The following is a 17,059-nucleotide window of genomic DNA, read 5'->3' as shown; positions in this document are numbered from 1 at the left end:
CGCTACCCGAGCACGGATAGCTCATCGCGTTTGAAAATATGAAAACGCCACTGATCTGCCAGAGGCGGAAACCAGCGGTATCGGACGTAGTCGTTACTCCTCGGCGCCCGGTTCTTTGTCTCCGAGCTCCACGCCTAGGAAGTCGGGCTCTCGATCGTTGAGGAACGCACTGACACCTTCTTCCGCGACGTCGGAACCGAGCAATCGGTTCTGCAGCTCTCGCTCGTGGACCAGCGCGTCCTGCAGGGGCATCTCGAGCCCTTCGTTGACCGCCAGCTTGTTGTTGCCGACCGCGACGCTCGGCTTCTGGACGATCTCCTCGGCGAACTCGAAGGCGGCGTCTTCGATCTCCTCCGGGGGGAAGATCTTGTCGAAGATACCCTTCTCGGTCGCCTCTTCCGGCGTGAACGTCTCGCCGGTGAGCATCATTTCGAGCGCCTCAGAGCGGTCAATGTACCGGGGGAGCAGCTGGGTCCCCGCCTCGCCGGCGATGAGACCGAGGCTGATCTCGGGCATGCCGATATTGTAGCTCTCGTCGTTGCCGATGTACCGGAAGTCACAGGCGAGCGCGAGCTCGAGCCCGCCGCCCATACAGTGACCGTTGACCATCGCGATGAAGATCGTGTCGGTCGAGCGGATCTTCATCATGACTTCCTTGCTCGTCTGGCTCGCGTACCCGACCTGTCGGCCGGATTCCTCGTTCAGCTCTTGGATGTCGAAGCCGGTCGAGAAGAACGTATCGTTCGCGCTACCGAAGAGCACGGCCCGGATGTTCTCGTCGAATCGGATCGACTCAACGGCACGCTGTAGCTCCAGGAGGACGTTGATATCGTGTGCGTTCGCCGGCGGACGGTCGAGTCGGAGGATGCCGACGTGACTGTTCACTTCCGTCGTGAAATACTCGAGTTCAAGCTCGTCGAACGATCGGAGTTGCATACAGAACACTCATCGGGTCGCCCATATAAATAACTTTCCCAAATAGGTTGGATTATGGCGGTAGAAGCGCTGAGGATACCGGTCGCTATGGGAGCCGAGGGCGTACTAAACGCCAACGGAGCAGCTATCGACCAGTGTCCGGGTTTGCGCCGTCGTATTTGATACGTTCGAATACCGTGTTGCAGTCGTTGCAGTAGTACTGGGTTTTCGAGATCTCGCTGCCGAAGGCGGACTCCCGTTCCGTATCCGTCGATTCACAGAACGGACACGTTACGGTCGGTTTCGAGAGGTGGTCGTTCATTGGCGTCAGTTCATCGCGAACAGTTCGTTCGCTTCGCCGCGGAGCTGTTCGACGTCCGTGTCACTGATCGAGCCAGTATCCACTCGTCGCCGCGTTTCGTCCCACTCCTCGAGTGCGGGCGCGTCCCAGTCGACGTTCTCGAGCGAGACGTCCGTCCCGGCGAACAGGTCTCGGTAGTGCTGGACGAACGACTCACGAATCTCGGCAATCGGTCGATCTGTGAATCCAGCCTGATACAGCGGATCCTCGTCCTCGTCGTACGCGGCCGGGCCAATGAGCGCGAGCGTCTGTGGAAGCGTCGTTTCCAGCGTCTGCTGGACCGTCTCAGGATCCTCCGCGGCCAGCGTCTCGAGCCGCGCATCGTGGTACTCGAGGTGGAAGTACTCGTCCTCGCCCATCTTGGTGATCAGGCCGGACAGATCGTCTCGGCCGATCGCGTCGATCAGATACCACGCGGCTCGGTCGGCCGGCGCGATTGACGCCAGGTACGTCGGCCACTCGCCGTCGATGCGGTCGAGACAGGCCGCGTTGGCGAACTCGTCGGGATCGCGGTGACCGCTCAGCCAGTCGGCGTCCCGTCCCTGTTCTTCGAGTTCGCGCGCCAGTTGCCGAACATGGCCGATCTCTTCCTGGGCGGCGCTCGCTCCGCCGATATCGTCCTCGAGCGACGGTCCCGAGAGGCTCCACTGGGCGTACCGGTGCCCGAGGAGGAGCTTCGTGTCGTAGATCGCCTGTACGTAGTCGACCGCCGCTTCGGACCAATCCTCACTCATGAGCGACCACCTCGAGGTCAGGCCGTCCACCGGTCACTTCCAGCAGGTGCTCCGTTCTGGCGACGGCGAGGAGGTCCCAGTCCTCTTCGTTGAACGTGTTGTGGGCGTATATCTGTGCGAGTCGATCGCTCTCTGCGGTGACGTTACCGATGTGTTTGGTATCGTCACCTTGGTTGATTCGTGCGAATACTTCGTATTTCATGGTCATTAGAGACTGATACCTGATTCACGCATCTTTTCGCGGACGGCATCGGTGAGCATGTCCTTCGACCAGACTGGATCCCACACGACGTCGATATCGACCTCGTCAACGCCGTCGACGACCGCCAGACAGCTCCGAATATCGTTATGGATCATGTCGTAGGCGGGACATCCCATGCAGGGAAACGTCAGTTCGACCGTAACGTGGCCCTCGTCTTCGCTGACGTCGTAAATCATCGCCATCTCGACGAGACTCACGGGAATGTGCGGGTCCGGAATCTCGTCGATGATGTCCCACAGCTCTCGTTCAAACGGCGTCGCGTCGGCCCGACGCTGCTCGACGAACTCGCTGGTCAGCGACGCGTTCGGCGATCCGTTCGTCGTTGATCGTACACTCGACATGATTAGACCTCGATGTCGACGGTACCGGACTGGATCATATCGATGTACTTCTCGTTTGCCGGGCCGCGGGAGCGCCACCGATCCATCACGTCGGACCACGAGATCGGTTCGTCGAAGCGCCACTCCTTGTTGTCCGCGTCGAAGGCGACCGGCAGATCGTAGTCGAGGACGTACTCGTCGCGCTCGTCGTCGTAGTGGGCCGGCACGTCGAGTTCCAGTTCGTTCATCAGCGGCAACGTCCGGGACAGCCAGTCCTGCCGGAGCTCGTCGTTAGACTTCCCCTTGATGCGGTACTCGAGCTGGTCGTCGTGTTTCTTCTTGTCGTCGGGCATCCCGAACCACTCGACGCCCATCGGGAACATCCAGTCGACTGCTTCCTGCAGCTGTTGTCGGGTCTTCTCGCTGTTGTTCGCGAGCCGACGCATCCACGTTTCGCCGTGACGGAGGTGGAACTGTTCTTCCTTGCTCACCTTCGTGAGTGCGCGCTTCCAGGGCGCGTAGGAGGTGTTCTCGTGGATATCGCCGAGCAGGACGATCCCCGCGCGGTCGAACAGCCCGTGGGCCGTCACGAGCTCGGCGAAGTTGTCGATGTGCTGGTCGAACCCGTAGGTGTTGCGGAACTCGTGGGGTTCGCGCTCGTAGATGAGTTCCTCGCGGTCCTCGCCTAAGTCTTCGAGCAGTCGGTAGGCGATGTGGCCGTGTCCCAGCTCGTCTTGGATCACGCTGATACACGAGGCGCGTGCGTCGAGCGACGGCGCATTGAGCGATTGCTCGTAGTACGCCGGCGCGCTCATGAGTTCGGTATCGCCCGAGACGGTCAGGATCTGTTTGAGGGCCTTTTTGTAGCCGTCGGTCATCTCTTCGGGCGATTCGATCATCCGTCCGTTCTGCAGCTCTTCTTTGAATTGCTTCTCGGTGGGCATGGCTCTGATCTTCCAGTAGAAGCTTTCTACTCGAAGGTTATAATTGTTTCCTGTATACGCTTCCTGTATCTACCAATCCGCGTGTCATGTCGGTCTCGCGGTCCAGCCGCAATCTTATCGGCGGATAGCGCACATCGAGTACTCTCTCGAGTTCGCTCGGCTCCGTCGGTGTCGAGACGTCGCTATCGCACGCCTCGCGCGAGGTCGATTCTCGATAAGCTGGACGACTCGAGTCCGCGTCTCGCGGACCGGAGTTCGTCCGAGTAACGTGAAGGGGGACTCACTCCACTAATCGCGCGGTCACGCTAGGCCGAGTCTCTCGCTGCGACCGAACTGCCAGCCTAACCCGGCAGAGTTGTTGGATTCGCTACCATACATACCAGTGCATTTTTTGGTAGTCCACCTCTGACGGTAATGTATGACGTACCAGATACGCCAGGCGTCCCTGGAAGACGGTGAGGAACTACTGGACCTGTGGCACGGCTTCACGGACCACCTCTCGAAACACGACGATCGGTACGCGCACAAGGAAAGCGCCGATGACCGCTGGCTCCAGTACTTCGAAAACCAGCTCGTCGATTCGAAGTACGGCACCGTCATCGTCGCGGAACATGAGGATTCGGGCGAACTCGTCGGCGTCCTCGAGGCGCGCATCATGGGGAACCATCCGATCTTCCGGCTGCAGGACCACGGGTACATCAACGGCCACTACGTCGCGGAAAGCCACCGGGACAACGGCGTCGGCGCCGCGTTACTGGAGGAGGTCCACGAGTGGTTCGATCAGTCGGAGAAAGACGTCGACTTCTACCGCGTCGACGTGATGCACGGCGACGAGTCCGCCGAAGCGTTCTACGAGTCGAACGACTTCGAGCCGGTCGAACACGTCTTCGAACGAGCCACCGATCGAGAGCAGTAAGCAAATGGTCGAAAGTTACACTGTCGAGTTCGTTGACGAAGGACAAGCGATCGAAGTGCCGGCCAATAAACCGATACTCGAGGCGGCGGAGGAAGCCGGTCTCGCACCACCCTATCAGTGTCGGATGGGCGTCTGCGGGGTCTGTTGTGGCTTAGTCGTCGAAGACGGTGAAGTCGACCAGACGGAGGGTATGTTCCTCTCCGACAGCGAGAAAGAGGAAGGCTACGCTCTGACCTGTATCGCGAAACCACGTTCGGATCTCCGTATTCGCACTGACGAGAGCCCGTAACGACGCGACCACGCAGATTCCCGCTCATTTCCGATTCGACCGTTACAGTCCACGAGCGCTCAGTCGGCGGTGTCTCGCGCTCTAGACCCTGGTATTGAGAGACATAGATCAGCGTACCGACGGCTATCAGTGACTCGGAACGGTAAGTGACTCCGCGAACCGCCTCTCGTTTTTAAAGCCGACCAAACGCGATCGTTTCCAGTGACCGAATAGATCCCGACGGTTCACAAGGAATGTGTATACGCGCACCGTATACGCCCACCGACACCCACTCCCACCTACCTTTACATCCATACTTCTGTAATAGATTTGAGCGAGCTAGATCGATCGAAAGTGGGAAGGGACGATGGCGAACAAGATATTACAGTAGTACTATTGTAATAGAATGCCGATTCGAGATCGCCGTATCCGTCTCCTCGTTTCACACGTGTAACCGCATACCGCCCAAATACTCTCGTTCCATCACCGTTGCCGTATACGAGAAACGTAAACCCTCTCCATACACGCGAGGCGTCAACGGACAATCTACTATTCAGAGAGCGTTTCGCCGCGCTTGGAGTTCACGGGCGGTTGTCTCGACCGCTACTTAGCGACCGCATCTCAGAATCGACGCGTGTGGGTTAACCGGCCGAGATCACTCTCCTGGAAGAGGGTACGATTCGCGAATGAGTTCGGACCGATGGATCGAAGAAGGCAGGAGAGATAATTCGGAGGCCGCAGAAACGATTATCGGCGCTGTCGCGAACCGAGATCGGTGCTGCTCGTTCGAAGCGATCGAACGATTCTATCGGCGCTCCAACTGTCGGAGTTCCGTCCGTCGAATCTTTCCGGTATCCGTCCGCGGGAGGGCGTTCTTGAACTCGACCTCGCGCGGATACTTATACGGTGCGAGGTTGTTCTTGACGTGATTCTGTATTTCCGTCACGAGTTCGTCTTCCTCGGAGGCGCCGTCGTTCAGGACGACGAACGCTTTCACGACCTCGCCACGTTGCTCGTCCGGACTGCCGACGACAGCGACCTCGGAGACCGATTCGTGTTCTTCGATGACCGCTTCGACCTCGGGCCCGGGGATGTTGTAGCCGCTCGAGATGATGAGGTCGTCGTCGCGGGATTTGTACTCCAGGCGACCGTCTTCGCGCTGTACAAAGATGTCGCCTGGGATCGACCACCCGTCCTGGTTTACCTCGAGTTGTTTTTCGGGTCGGTCCCAGTATTCGATTCCGGTCGGCCCGCGAACGGCGAGGAGTCCCGCTTCGTCGCGCTCTAAGTCTTCGCCCGTGTCCGGGTCAATGATCTTACACTCGTACCCCGGGACCGGATACCCGGTCGCGCTCGGATCGATTTCCTCGTCGTGACGGTGACTGATGAAGATATGGAGCATCTCCGTCGTTCCAATTCCGTCGAGGAGATCGATTCCGTACTCGGATTTAAATTCCTCGAACGTCGTCGGCGTCAGCGGTTCGCCGGCGCTGAGCCCGAGACGGAGCGACGAGACGTCGTAGTCGTCAGGACCGTCGGGATACTGGGAGAGGATCTGATTGAATCCCGTCGGGATCGAACAGAGGATCGAAATCCCGTGGGCTTCGATCGCTTCCAGTAAATCACCGGGATCCGCGTCTTCGACGAGACTCGTACTCGCGCCGAACCGGAGCGGGAACGTCACGAGGTCGCCGTATCCGTACGCGAAGGGGAGCGGTGGATTCCCGCCGAAGACGTCGTCCTCGGTCGGCTCGAGGCAGTACCGCGCGTAGGAGTCCGCGGTGGCCAACATGTTCCGGTGGGTATGAATCGCACCCTTCGGTTGCCCAGTCGTTCCGCTCGTATACAGCATCAGCGCGAGATCGTCGCGTTCGGTGTTGTACGCCTCGAGTTCGTCACTGACGTCCTCGAGTAGGCCGTCGTAGCTGTGATAGCTGTGATCGATCCCGTTGCGCTCGGCGACGATGACGTCGTCGACGGTTTCGAGTTCCGGCAGCGCGTTCTCCACTTCTCTAAGGAGATCATCGTAGACGACGATGGCCGACGCTTCGGCGTCGTTGACGATGTGTTCGATCTCTTTTGCCCGGAGGAGTTTCATCGACGGGAGAGCAACGCCGCCGATCTTCTGAACCGCCAGACACGAGATAATCGCTTCCGGTCGGTTAGGGAATCGAACGACGACCCGATCACCGGCTTCGACGCCGAGGCCGCGCAGCGCATTCCCCATTCTGTTCACGTTCTCCTGCAATTCTTCGTACGTGATCTCCCGACCCTCGAAATAGATCGCGACGTTGTCACCGCGCCCTTCGCGAACGTGGCGGTCGACCAGTTCGTCGACGACGTTGATCTGGTCCGGGTAATGGAGCTCCGGAAGCGAATGGACGTAGTCCGGGGCATTCTCTTCGTCCGGCAGACGCTCCTCTGTGATAGTGGCCTGCATACGCATAATCAACTATAGCATTTAATAATATACCTATCGGTTCCTCATCCGGTGTTAATTATAGAAATATTTTATTTCACGCCTGCGGTCGGTCCGCTATTTCTCGACTTCCCGTTCCGCCTCGAAAAGCTCGTCGTGGAGCCGTCGGATGGTATCGACGGCGTCGGTTCCCTCGGCGAAGACGTACGTCTTCGCGTCCTCAAGTTCATCCGTTTCGGCGACGATTCCGGTTGCCTCGAGTTCGGCGACATGCGTTTCGACGGTCGACTCCTCGAGGCCGGTGATACGAGCGAGTTCGGTAATCGTAAAGTGAGTCGTCGGATCCTCCGATTCGGCGAGTAGTGCGCTGACGAGCAACGTCTTGGGATGGGTTCCGAAGACGTCAGTCAGGGGAATGTCCGTCGCAAACGATTCGGGATCCGTCGGCTCGTTTCGATCGGCCATGGTTTGTTTGACGACGGAATCCGTCTTAATCGATCGGGTTGCAATGTGTCGGGCTACGTCCAGAACCCGTCCGGATCGAACGTCCGAACCAATTCGAATTCCTCGTCGGTCGGCTTGGACGTCGTCTTGACGGTACCCTCACCAACGTCGTCGGCTGTCTGTACTTCCCACGGGAAGGCCGCGAGAACGTCTGCGACGTCGGCACCGGGATGAACGGTGCGGAGATAGAGTTCACCGCGTTCGTCGAATCCGAACGTCGCTTTCGACGTGACAAGCGCGCTCGGGCCACCGCCGGGCGCGGGATGGTCGTCGCGACCGTTTCCATCGGCCGGATATCCGGGGCTCGTCACGTAGTTCACTTCTTCAGCAAAGCGACGCGATTCGTGTGGCATGAGAAGGACAGTCCGATCGGCCATACACGCGATGTCGCAGGCGCCACCGCTGCCCGGGAGTCGAATCTCTCGATCGCCGGCGGCCACTCGAGTCGTGTTCAGGTTTCCGTAGCGGTCGATTTCGGCACCGCCGAGGAAGCCGACGTCGATGTCGCCGCGCTGGAGTCGGGACATGACGTCGATCATGCCCGTCGTCGCGACGGCGCGATTCAGGTTCGGCAGGTCGCACATCGTATGAACGAAGCCATCCGCGGGTGCATCGCGAATGACGCCGCTCTCGTATACGGCCATCGCGTTCGGCGCGTGCGTGCTGACCGCGACCTGAAACGCGATCAGTGGCAGCCGCATGCCGACGAACGCGGTCTCACCGTCCTCGAGCTCGCGGGCGGCGGTGGTGACCATCAGTTCGCGGTCCGTATAGTCCTCACTGACCATACTGCACCTCTGCGGCGACGGTCGGTTCGGTGATCTCGAGTTCAGTGTCGACGAGCGTCGCGTACTCTTCGCGGCCGCTAACGCCGTATACCCACTTGCTGGCCCAGTCCTCGAACCCGTTCGCCGTCTCCGTTTGACGGTTGTACCGAAGGTAGTAATCGTTGTCCCGGTTGTAGTATCCGGTTACCGGCGACGGGTGCGCTCCGAACGGGCATTCGACGACGCTGGTGACCTGGTCTCGCGTAATCGCGACCCTACTCGAATCGCTCTTGATGACGGCCGGTTCGACGATTTCCTCGGCGGTTACCAGAACGTTCTCTGCCGCACCGACCGCTGGTTCGACGATACCGGTGTTCCCCCAGAGGTGGGCGTCTCCATCCGGACTTGCACGCTGTGCATGAACGATCGCCCAATCGGGCTTGAGCGCCGGGACGAGCACGAGCGGCTCTCCGTCGAACGGATCGGTCGCCTCGGTGAATCGATCGTTTTGTTCGAAGATGTCGCTTCCGAGCAGCGAGCGCGTCGGGAGGTACGGGACACCCATCGCACCGGCCTGCAACGCGAGCGCGATACTGAAGTTAGAGTGATCTTCGACGGTAACTTCCCCGTTCTCGGCGGCCTCTCGGAACCGGTAGCCGGTTCTAGCGCTGACGTTCCCGACCCACGCGGCGCGGACGTCGGATACCGCACCGCCGCCGATCAGTTGATCGAAGAGCAGGTCGCTGATCGGTCCGACCACGGTCAGTCCTCCGACACCCTGCCGGAGGAGTTCATGCCCCACTGCAAACGGGATCGCGTGTTCCAGTGCGAGTCCGGCGGCGATTGTACTCCCAGCGTTGATACGCGATACCGCGACGTCCAGTGGCTCCATATTTGCCGTCATACAGTACCAAATGTCGATGGCCGTATATAAAATCCAACTGGGATATTGCACGACTCGCGGAACTTCCCTGCATATGATCGGAATTTATATATATGATACTATCACACGGGAGGGTATGGTTCGCAGACTCATGGGTGAGAGTAGCAACCGGATAGCCACTGATCGGGCGCCTCAGTCGTCGATATCGAGACGCCAGTATCTAGCGAGCGGTACAGCAGTAGGTGTCGGAGCCGCACTCGGCGGCTGTCTCGGTAGCGATGACGGATTGACTGTGGGATACGCGCTGCCGTTTACCGGTACCTACGCGATGCTCGGCGAGAGTATCGTCAACGGGTTCGAGCTGTACCTCGAGCAGAGCGACGGTGAGATCGACGGTCAGGAAGTCGAGACTGTCAAGCGCGACACCGAGGCTGACACGAACCGTGGTGTCGACGTGACCCGAGAGCTCATGGTCGAAGAACAGGCCGATGCGATCGTTGGGCCGGTCTCGAGCAGCGTCGCGATCGCCATGATGCAGACGATCGAAAACGAGGCAAGCGCGATCTGGCTGAACGCGAACGCGGGTGATTACCGCGTCGTGGAGGAGGGCTGTCTGAACTACCACTTCCGCACGTCGTTCAACGATTGGCAGACGAGCGCACCACTCGCGGAATGGGTGTACGATAACGTCGCAGACAACGTCTGTCTGGCCTACGCCGACTACGCGTTCGGGCAGAACTCGAAGAACTTCTTCCAGAAGGCGTTCGAGGAGGTCGGCGGCGAGGTCGTCGACGAAGTCGGTGCTCCGTTGGGGACTGACGACTACTCGACGTACTTGAGCGACATCGAAAGCAGCGGTGCCGACGCGGTGTTTTCATTCTTCGCGGGGAGCGACGCCGTAAACTACATTTCGGACTTCGCCGACTACGGTCTCGACGCGGAGATGACCCAGGTTGGGAGCGGGTTCCTGCTGTCGGAGGACACGCTTCCCGCACAGGGCGAAGCGGCGCTGGGTATGTACTCACTGCTCCACTACACGCCGACCCAGGAGACCGACCGGAACCAAGAGTTCATCGGGAACTATCGCGAGGCGTACGATAGCTCGGCGAATGTCTATGCCTGTCAAGGGTACGATTCCGCGCAGGCGTTCGCCGCCGCCGTCGCAGAAGCGGGCAGTTCGGACCCCGACGAGATGGCAAACGCGCTCGGCGGAATGGAGCTCGACAGCCCGCGGGGCAGTTTCTGGTTCAACTCCGAGACGCACGAGGCGATTCAGAACATGTACGTTCGAGAGGTCGTCGAAAGCGACAGGGACCAACCCGTCGAGAATCAAGTCGTCGAGACGATCGACTCGGTCGAAGGCCCTAACTGGGGATGCAACCTTGAGTAGTATGATTCGTCGAACGCACGAACGGGTCGCCGGCCGAACGCGCTGCAACCACCGAACGACTGACGTCTCGAGAGGGGGTGTGTGAGATGGTCGAGACGTTCCTTCGAGCCACGCTACTGGGCGTTCAGTTGGGTATGACGCTCGCGCTGATCGCCGCCGGCCTGACGCTGATCTTCGGCATGCTGGACGTTATCAACTTCGCACACGGCGCGCTCTACATGCTTGGCGCGTATTTCGGAGCCGTAATCGCGGTCAACCTGGGGAGCTTCTGGCTCGCACTGGTGCTCGCACCGCTGCTCGTTGGTCTCATCGGGGCCGCGATCGAAGTGCTGTCGCTTCGTCCCCTCTACGGTCGCAATCCCCTGTATCACATCCTGCTCACGTTCGGGTTCGCGATCATGATACAGGGTGCGATCGTACAGATCTGGGGCGGACAGGCCCGTCGGATCGCCCAACCGGACCTGCTCACCGGAACGCTGTCGATCGGATCGCTCAACTACCCGATCTATCGCCTGTTCGTCCTCGTAGTGAGCACGGTCCTGATCGCAGCCGTATGGCTCGCGATCGATCGGAGCAACCTCGGGATCCTCATGCGAGCGAGCGCCCACGATACGGAGATGGTAGACGCACTCGGAATCAACGTCTCGAAGGTGTTCACTAGCGTCTTCGTGTTCGGTGCGGTGCTGGCCGGTCTCGCCGGCGTCCTGCTCGGTGCGTCGCGCTCGGTCAACCCCGGAATGGGGATGGGGATCATCATCGAGGCGTTCGTGATCGTCGTGATCGGCGGACTAGGGAGTTTCCGCGGCGCTGTCTATGCTGGGCTCCTCATTGGACTGGTCACCGCCTACGGGGCGTTGATCGCGCCGACGCTGACGGATTTGTTCCTCTTCGGGCTGATGGCAGTGGTACTGATGATCAAACCCAACGGACTGTTCGGCACGACGGAGGCGGCATAAATGTCCGCACTCGATTACCTCCGACAGCGGAATACGCCGCGAACTGGAAACCAGATCCTCTCGAGATCGGGACGGCTCGCGTTGCTGGTGGGGATCGCCGTCCTCGCCGCGCTGGGGCCAGTCGTCCAGTCCGTCCAGCCGTTCTGGCTGAATCTCCTGGTTCGGATGTTGACCTTCGCTCTCCTGGCGCTGAGCCTCGACTTCGTTTTCGGCTACGCGGGACTGCTGTCATTCGGCCACGCCGCGATGTACGGTGCCGGCGGGTACGCTGCGGCGCTGTTGGTCACGGAGGTGACCGCGAGTGCACTGGTCGTCCTACCGCTCGCAGTCGTCACCGGCGTCATCGTGGCCACGATAATCGGCTGGCTCAGCGTGCGGGCCCGCGGAATCTACTTCGCTATGCTGACGCTGGCGTTCGCACAGATGCTCTACGTCGTCGCGTTCACGGACCTACCGGCAACGATCGCCGGAATGGAGACGGTGACCGGCGGCGATAACGGTCTCTACGGCATTCAGCTGTACGAGCTGTTCGGGATCGACTTTCGGGAGCGGCTCAACTACTACTACCTGACCCTCGGGATCGTGGCGCTGTCGCTGGCCGGGATAGTCCGGCTCGCCAACTCCCCGTTCGGCCGCGTCCTGCAGGGCATTCGCGAGAACGAAGAACGAACGGAATTCATCGGCTACGACGTCCAGCGCTACAAGGTCATCGCGTTCGCGATCAGCGGCGGCTTCGCCAGTCTCGCCGGCGCGCTCTACGTGCCGTTCCAGAGCGTCGCTAACCCCCAACTGCTCCACTGGACGGTCAGCGGGGAACTCGTCGTGATGGTCCTACTCGGCGGCATGGGCACGTTCTGGGGCCCGATGCTCGGGGCCGGACTCGTCGTCTTTCTCGAGGATCGTCTCGGCAGCGTCGCGAGCTGGGAAGTTATCCTCGGCAGCCTGTTCGTCGCGGTCGTCATCTTCGCCCCGCGCGGACTCGCCGGGTCGATTATCGCGCTCCGAAACAATCCTCGTGCCGCCATCGGAAACGCGAAGCGAGCGCTCGAAAACTACGTGCGGAAGGTGAGAGGATAACGATGAGTGAAAACGTCGACGAACTCGAGACAACCGTCGAAGACCAGCCCGATCCGTCGAACGACGTGATCCTTCGAACCGAGGATCTCACCAAGAAGTTCGGTCCGCTCACCGCGATCGATAGCATCTCGCTCGATATCCTCACCGACGGGATCACATCGATCATCGGCCCAAACGGGGCGGGGAAAACGACCCTGTTCAACACGCTCACTGGAAAGCACGCGCCGACCGAAGGCCGGATCGAGTTTCGCGGCGAGTCGATCGGGGGAAAGCCGCCCCACGAAATCGCCGGCCACGGAATCGTCCGGTCGTTCCAGATCACGAACTTCTTCTCGGAGCTCACTGCGATCGAGAACGTCCGCCTCGCGGCCCAGGCACGGTATTCCGGCTTCGGACCATCGGACTTCCTCAGCCACCACACGGCGCTCGAGGAGCCGATCGCCGACGCGAAGCGCATTCTCGAACGTGTACACCTCGACGATGTCGTGTACGAGCCCGCCTCGAGCCTCTCGTACGGCCAGCGTCGCCACCTCGAGATCGCGATCGCGCTCGCCTCGGAGCCCGAGTTGCTGTTGATGGACGAGCCGACGGCCGGAATGAGTCCCGAGGAGACGCGGGAGGTGGTCGAACTGATCGAAGACATCGCAACGGACATGACGATCGTTATCATTGAACACGACATGGATATTGTAATGGGAATCTCCGATCGGATCGCGGTGTTGAATGAGGGATCGCTACTCACGCAGGGAACGCCGGCGGAGATCCAGCGGGACGAACGCGTTCAGCGGGCATACTTAGGAGGTGGTGGTCGTGACTGATCGGCTGCTTGGAATAGATTCGATCGACACCCGTTACGGGGAGAGTCACATCCTCTTCGACCTCTCGCTCGCTGTGGACCGCGGCGAGATCGTCGCCCTCGTCGGCCGAAACGGCGCGGGGAAGACGACGACGCTCCGAAGCATCATGGGACTAACCCCACCCACGAACGGGACGATCACGAAGGACGGCGATCGGATCGACGGACTCGATCCGCACGAGATCCGGAAACAGGGCATTTCGTGGATTCCCGAGGAACGGCGCGTGTTCGGGAGCCTGACCGTCGCGGAGAACCTACGACTGGCGGCTCACAGCGGTGACGGCGATCAGGCTGACCGGTTCGAAGAGATTTACGCGGAGTTTCCTCGACTCGACGAGCGACGGGCCCAGAAAGCGGGGACAATGAGCGGCGGCGAACAGCAGATGCTCGCGATCGCTCGAGCGCTCCTGGGTCCCGAGACGGACCTACTCCTGCTTGACGAACCGAGCGAGGGACTGGCACCACAGATCGTCGACGACGTCGCCGAGATCATCCGCGAATTGAACGAGCGCGGAGTCACCGTCCTTCTCGTCGAGCAAAACGCCGAGATGGCTCTCGAGTTAGCGGATCGCGCGTACGTCCTCGAGACTGGCGAAATCGTCCACGAATCGACCGCCGCAGAACTGCTTGACGACCGCGAAACGATGGAGGGATATCTCGGCGTTAAATGAGCCGTCTACGCACCATCCGCTCGGAAACCGCGACACGTGTGGCAGTCCAACGAGTATCTCGAGACGACCCGAACGGCTAACTGCACGGGAATACCAGTCTCGTGTACCGATGCGGTACCTGACCGACTACACTGACAGAGGTGGGACAGCGTGGACGTAGAGACCGACCGAATTCACGATCTGGTTCGCGTCGAATTCCTCACCGACGAGTCCGTCGCCCGACTGGTAATGGAACAGGGGGAGACTCCGATGAACGTCTTTCGCCCGTCGAAGGTCGAGGCGATGGCCACTGCGGTCGAGTCGCTCGCGGACGATATCGATTCGCTCGTCCTGTACGGCGAACCGGTGTTCTCCGCTGGCGCGGACCTCAGTTCGGTCAAGCGGATGCCACAGGAGATGCGCCCGGCGAAGATCGACACTATCGCAGCCGCGTCGAACCGGTTCATCCGCTCGATCAGGCAGTTCCCGGCACCGGTCATTTCGGCCGTCACTGGTGTCGCAGCGGGCGGCGGGCTCGGATTCGCACTCGCATCCGACCTGATCTACGTTCACGCTGAGGCCGTATTCGACACGGCGTACGCCCGTATCGGACTCACGCCGGATAACGCGACGCCGTTTTTCCTCGTTCGGACGGTCGGTCCGTACCGGGCCAGGGAATTACTGTTCGATCCCGAACCGATCTCTGCGGCAGAGATCGTCGATCTCGGGCTCGCAAACGATCGATACGATGTCCCGGAGTCGGAGTTCATCGAGACCGTGACCCGAGACGCCATACGATATGCGAACGGACCGACCGAAACGTACGCGCAGACGAAGCAACTCCTCGATACCGCCTTCGAGGGACGACTCGACGACCACCTTGAGGAGGAACGGTCGACGATCAAGCGAATGAGCGACTCCGATACGTTCGACGAGGGCATTTCGGCGTTTTTCGAGAAGCGCCAACCGAACTGGGAGTAGTAACCGACAGCACCGCTTGCGAGGTCGCTACGGAGTTTCGAAGACGGTGGCCGGAACTGAATCGGCCACCTCGTCCCATTTGGTGATCATCGCAGCAGGGGCCGTCATGTCGCGATGAGCGATGTGTGGCAGAGACCATCACGGCCCCTACAGTCGTTCTCCGAACTGCAAGTGACCGTTCTCGAGCGAACGGTCTGCGGTTCGACGAGAGAGTGTGTGGGCGGCTTCGGTTTACGACCGAAGCCGCGTTGACGTGGACGGACGATAATCGGTTTGACCGACCCGAACGAATTTCGGGTCGGTCGAACCGTGGAGTATCATCTTGCCACGGGCGGGATGATATCGAGTGGGGGTTCTATCTCGATAATCAATCTGGCTGAGTCATCCCGCCAAGATCACTAACGCCCGCGATAGTAATAAACCCTATTAAACGCATGAATAATTCCGCTTCGAGGTGACCGTTCATCCCGGGAACGCGTTCCGTCGACGCTCGAGCGTCGGACGGGTCCTCCGGTGAGAAAGAACCAAGAGACTTCCCGCCGTTTCCCCATCCATGACGTTCGAAACGCTCGAAGTCTCCGTTGACGACGGCATCGCGACCGTTCGAATCGATAACGATCCCGTCAACGCGATCGACCAGCAGATGCGCCACGAACTCGCCGACGCGGTCGATATCCTCCGGGAGGAGCGAGTTCGAGTCGGGATCATCACCGGACGCCCAGACGTGTTCTCGGTCGGGGCCGACGTCGGCCTCTTCGAGGAGGCCCAGGAGTGGACCACCGACGAGTTCCGTTCGAACTCGCGGATTCTGGGCGGCGCGTTCGATGCGATCGAACGCATGGAAAAGCCCGTACTGGCCGCCATCGACGGCACTTGCGTCGGCGGCGGCCTCGAACTCGCGTTAGCCTGTGACGTCCGGATTGCGAGTCCCGATGCGACGCTCGGCTTCCCCGAACACAACATCGGTCTCATACCCGGCCTAGGCGGGTGTTCCCGCTTCGTCCATCTCGTCGGTCCCGGGACGGCGAAGGATCTCATCTTCAGCGGCGAACTGGTCGACGGCGAACGCGGTCGCGAGATCGGGCTCATCGAGCGCGTCGCGGACGATCCGGAGTCCGCTGCTCGAGCGTACGCGGACGACCTCCTCGAGCAACCGCCGCAGGCGCTCGGACTCGCGAAGCGCGTCGTCAACGCCGCCCGCGATACCGACACCCAGACCGCGGGCGTCCTGGAGTCGCTCGCCCAGAGCACGCTCCTCGAGACCGACGATCACCGGGAGGGAATCAAGGCGTTCCGCGAGGACCGCGATCCGGAGTTTACCGGCGAGTAACGTCGAACTCGGCGTAACCGATTCGTCGCCGCTACCCGGATAGAGTCCATATCGGTTCGCCGACTGTGCCGTGATCGATCATCGGCCTATTTACAGTTCGAACGATAACTGGTACCTATGTTCGAGATACTGGTTCCCATCGATACCGACGAGAGCCGTGTCGAGCGGCAGATTCGAACGATCCTGGAGTTCCCGATCAAGACCGATACCGTCTCCGTAACGGTGCTGCACGTCTTCTCGGACAATCCGGCCGGTGCATCGATTTCACAACTCCAGACGGCGCGATCCGCCGAAGAGCGACTCGAGGCCGCCGGGATCGACGTTCGTCTCGACGAACGAAGCGGCGATCCGGCGCCGGAGATTCTCGCCTACGCGGACGAAATAGACGCGGATCTGGTCTGTCTGGCCGGCCGAAAGCGATCGCCGACGGGGAAGGCCCTGTTCGGGAGCGTCACGCAGGACGTGATTTTGAGCACCGACCGGTCGGTCCTTATCGCCGGGAGCTCCGAAACGAGCCGTTCATAAC

At 60.4% G+C, this 17,059-nt stretch carries 19 protein-coding genes; 10 read left to right on the top strand and 9 right to left on the bottom strand.

Features of this window, described 5'->3' with window-relative positions; genetic code table 11:
* Positions 1-93: 93 nt before the first annotated feature.
* The 5 genes from WD430_RS21365 to WD430_RS21345 form a co-directional block, all read right to left on the bottom strand.
* Positions 94-936, bottom strand: coding sequence for an enoyl-CoA hydratase/isomerase family protein (locus tag WD430_RS21365; protein ID WP_339106215.1), 843 nt, complete (start codon positions 934-936; stop codon positions 94-96).
* Positions 937-1,242: 306 nt separating this feature from the next.
* The gene (locus WD430_RS21360; RefSeq protein ID WP_339106214.1) at positions 1,243-2,010 is read right to left on the bottom strand and encodes a Phenylacetic acid catabolic protein; all 768 of its coding nucleotides are present in this window, start codon (positions 2,008-2,010) and stop codon (positions 1,243-1,245) included.
* Positions 2,003-2,212: a phenylacetic acid degradation PaaB family protein gene (locus tag WD430_RS21355; protein WP_339106213.1), complete on the bottom strand. Its 210-nt coding sequence runs from the start codon at positions 2,210-2,212 to the stop codon at positions 2,003-2,005. Before WD430_RS21355 ends, WD430_RS21360 begins: the two co-directional genes overlap by 8 nt.
* Positions 2,213-2,217: 5 nt before the next feature.
* Positions 2,218-2,613 (bottom strand): metal-sulfur cluster assembly factor, encoded by a 396-nt coding sequence (locus tag WD430_RS21350; protein ID WP_339106212.1) that lies wholly within the window; start codon positions 2,611-2,613, stop codon positions 2,218-2,220.
* A gap of 2 nt (positions 2,614-2,615) precedes the next feature.
* Positions 2,616-3,536: a Phenylacetic acid catabolic protein gene (locus WD430_RS21345; RefSeq protein WP_174703449.1), complete on the bottom strand. Its 921-nt coding sequence runs from the start codon at positions 3,534-3,536 to the stop codon at positions 2,616-2,618.
* Positions 3,537-3,954: 418 nt separating this feature from the next.
* Between WD430_RS21345 and WD430_RS21340 the strand changes: the two genes are divergently transcribed.
* Together WD430_RS21340 and WD430_RS21335 are read left to right on the top strand one after the other, a co-directional pair.
* Positions 3,955-4,452 carry a GNAT family N-acetyltransferase gene (locus tag WD430_RS21340; RefSeq protein ID WP_339106211.1) on the top strand — a complete coding sequence of 166 codons (498 nt, stop codon included), beginning with the start codon at positions 3,955-3,957 and terminating at the stop codon, positions 4,450-4,452.
* A 4-nt stretch (positions 4,453-4,456) separates the two neighbouring features.
* On the top strand, positions 4,457-4,741 hold the full coding sequence (locus WD430_RS21335) for a 2Fe-2S iron-sulfur cluster-binding protein (protein WP_012945242.1): 285 nt from the start codon (positions 4,457-4,459) through the stop codon (positions 4,739-4,741).
* 784 nt (positions 4,742-5,525) lie between these two features.
* Here the strand turns inward: WD430_RS21335 and WD430_RS21330 are convergent.
* From WD430_RS21330 to WD430_RS21315, 4 genes are all read right to left on the bottom strand, one after another.
* Positions 5,526-7,166 carry an acyl-CoA synthetase gene (locus WD430_RS21330; protein ID WP_407067158.1) on the bottom strand — a complete coding sequence of 547 codons (1,641 nt, stop codon included), beginning with the start codon at positions 7,164-7,166 and terminating at the stop codon, positions 5,526-5,528.
* 90 nt (positions 7,167-7,256) lie between these two features.
* The gene (locus WD430_RS21325) at positions 7,257-7,604 is read right to left on the bottom strand and encodes a hypothetical protein (protein ID WP_339106209.1); all 348 of its coding nucleotides are present in this window, start codon (positions 7,602-7,604) and stop codon (positions 7,257-7,259) included.
* 53 nt (positions 7,605-7,657) lie between these two features.
* Positions 7,658-8,431, bottom strand: coding sequence for a CoA-transferase (locus WD430_RS21320; RefSeq protein ID WP_339106208.1), 774 nt, complete (start codon positions 8,429-8,431; stop codon positions 7,658-7,660).
* On the bottom strand, positions 8,421-9,314 hold the full coding sequence (locus tag WD430_RS21315; protein WP_339106207.1) for a CoA-transferase: 894 nt from the start codon (positions 9,312-9,314) through the stop codon (positions 8,421-8,423). The genes WD430_RS21320 and WD430_RS21315 overlap by 11 nt, the downstream gene beginning before the upstream one ends.
* A 73-nt stretch (positions 9,315-9,387) precedes the next feature.
* Here WD430_RS21315 and WD430_RS21310 point away from each other — a divergent pair, with 73 nt between their 5' ends.
* From WD430_RS21310 to WD430_RS21275, 8 genes are all read left to right on the top strand, one after another.
* Positions 9,388-10,683 carry an ABC transporter substrate-binding protein gene (locus WD430_RS21310; RefSeq protein ID WP_339106206.1) on the top strand — a complete coding sequence of 432 codons (1,296 nt, stop codon included), beginning with the start codon at positions 9,388-9,390 and terminating at the stop codon, positions 10,681-10,683.
* Positions 10,684-10,769: 86 nt separating this feature from the next.
* Positions 10,770-11,639, top strand: coding sequence for a branched-chain amino acid ABC transporter permease (locus tag WD430_RS21305; protein WP_339106205.1), 870 nt, complete (start codon positions 10,770-10,772; stop codon positions 11,637-11,639).
* The gene (locus WD430_RS21300; RefSeq protein WP_339106204.1) at positions 11,640-12,716 is read left to right on the top strand and encodes a branched-chain amino acid ABC transporter permease; all 1,077 of its coding nucleotides are present in this window, start codon (positions 11,640-11,642) and stop codon (positions 12,714-12,716) included.
* 2 nt (positions 12,717-12,718) lie between these two features.
* Positions 12,719-13,534 carry an ABC transporter ATP-binding protein gene (locus tag WD430_RS21295; protein ID WP_339106203.1) on the top strand — a complete coding sequence of 272 codons (816 nt, stop codon included), beginning with the start codon at positions 12,719-12,721 and terminating at the stop codon, positions 13,532-13,534.
* The gene (locus tag WD430_RS21290; protein ID WP_339106202.1) at positions 13,527-14,243 is read left to right on the top strand and encodes an ABC transporter ATP-binding protein; all 717 of its coding nucleotides are present in this window, start codon (positions 13,527-13,529) and stop codon (positions 14,241-14,243) included. The genes WD430_RS21295 and WD430_RS21290 overlap by 8 nt, the downstream gene beginning before the upstream one ends.
* 150 nt (positions 14,244-14,393) lie before the next feature.
* Complete coding sequence (locus WD430_RS21285) at positions 14,394-15,203, top strand: enoyl-CoA hydratase-related protein (RefSeq protein WP_339106201.1); 810 nt, start codon at positions 14,394-14,396, stop codon at positions 15,201-15,203.
* 553 nt (positions 15,204-15,756) lie between these two features.
* Entirely contained in the window at positions 15,757-16,533 is a 777-nt protein-coding gene (locus tag WD430_RS21280; RefSeq protein WP_339106200.1) for an enoyl-CoA hydratase/isomerase family protein, read from the top strand.
* A gap of 117 nt (positions 16,534-16,650) precedes the next feature.
* Entirely contained in the window at positions 16,651-17,058 is a 408-nt protein-coding gene (locus WD430_RS21275) for a universal stress protein (RefSeq protein WP_339106199.1), read from the top strand.
* Position 17,059: the final 1 nt, after the last annotated feature.

This window comes from Haloterrigena sp. KLK7, assembly GCF_037914945.1.
In the GTDB taxonomy this organism is placed as follows: Archaea; Halobacteriota; Halobacteria; order Halobacteriales; family Natrialbaceae; genus Haloterrigena; species Haloterrigena salinisoli.
The sequence above is the reverse complement of the archived record's forward strand: the minus strand, read 5'-3'. Positions and strand labels throughout refer to the sequence as shown.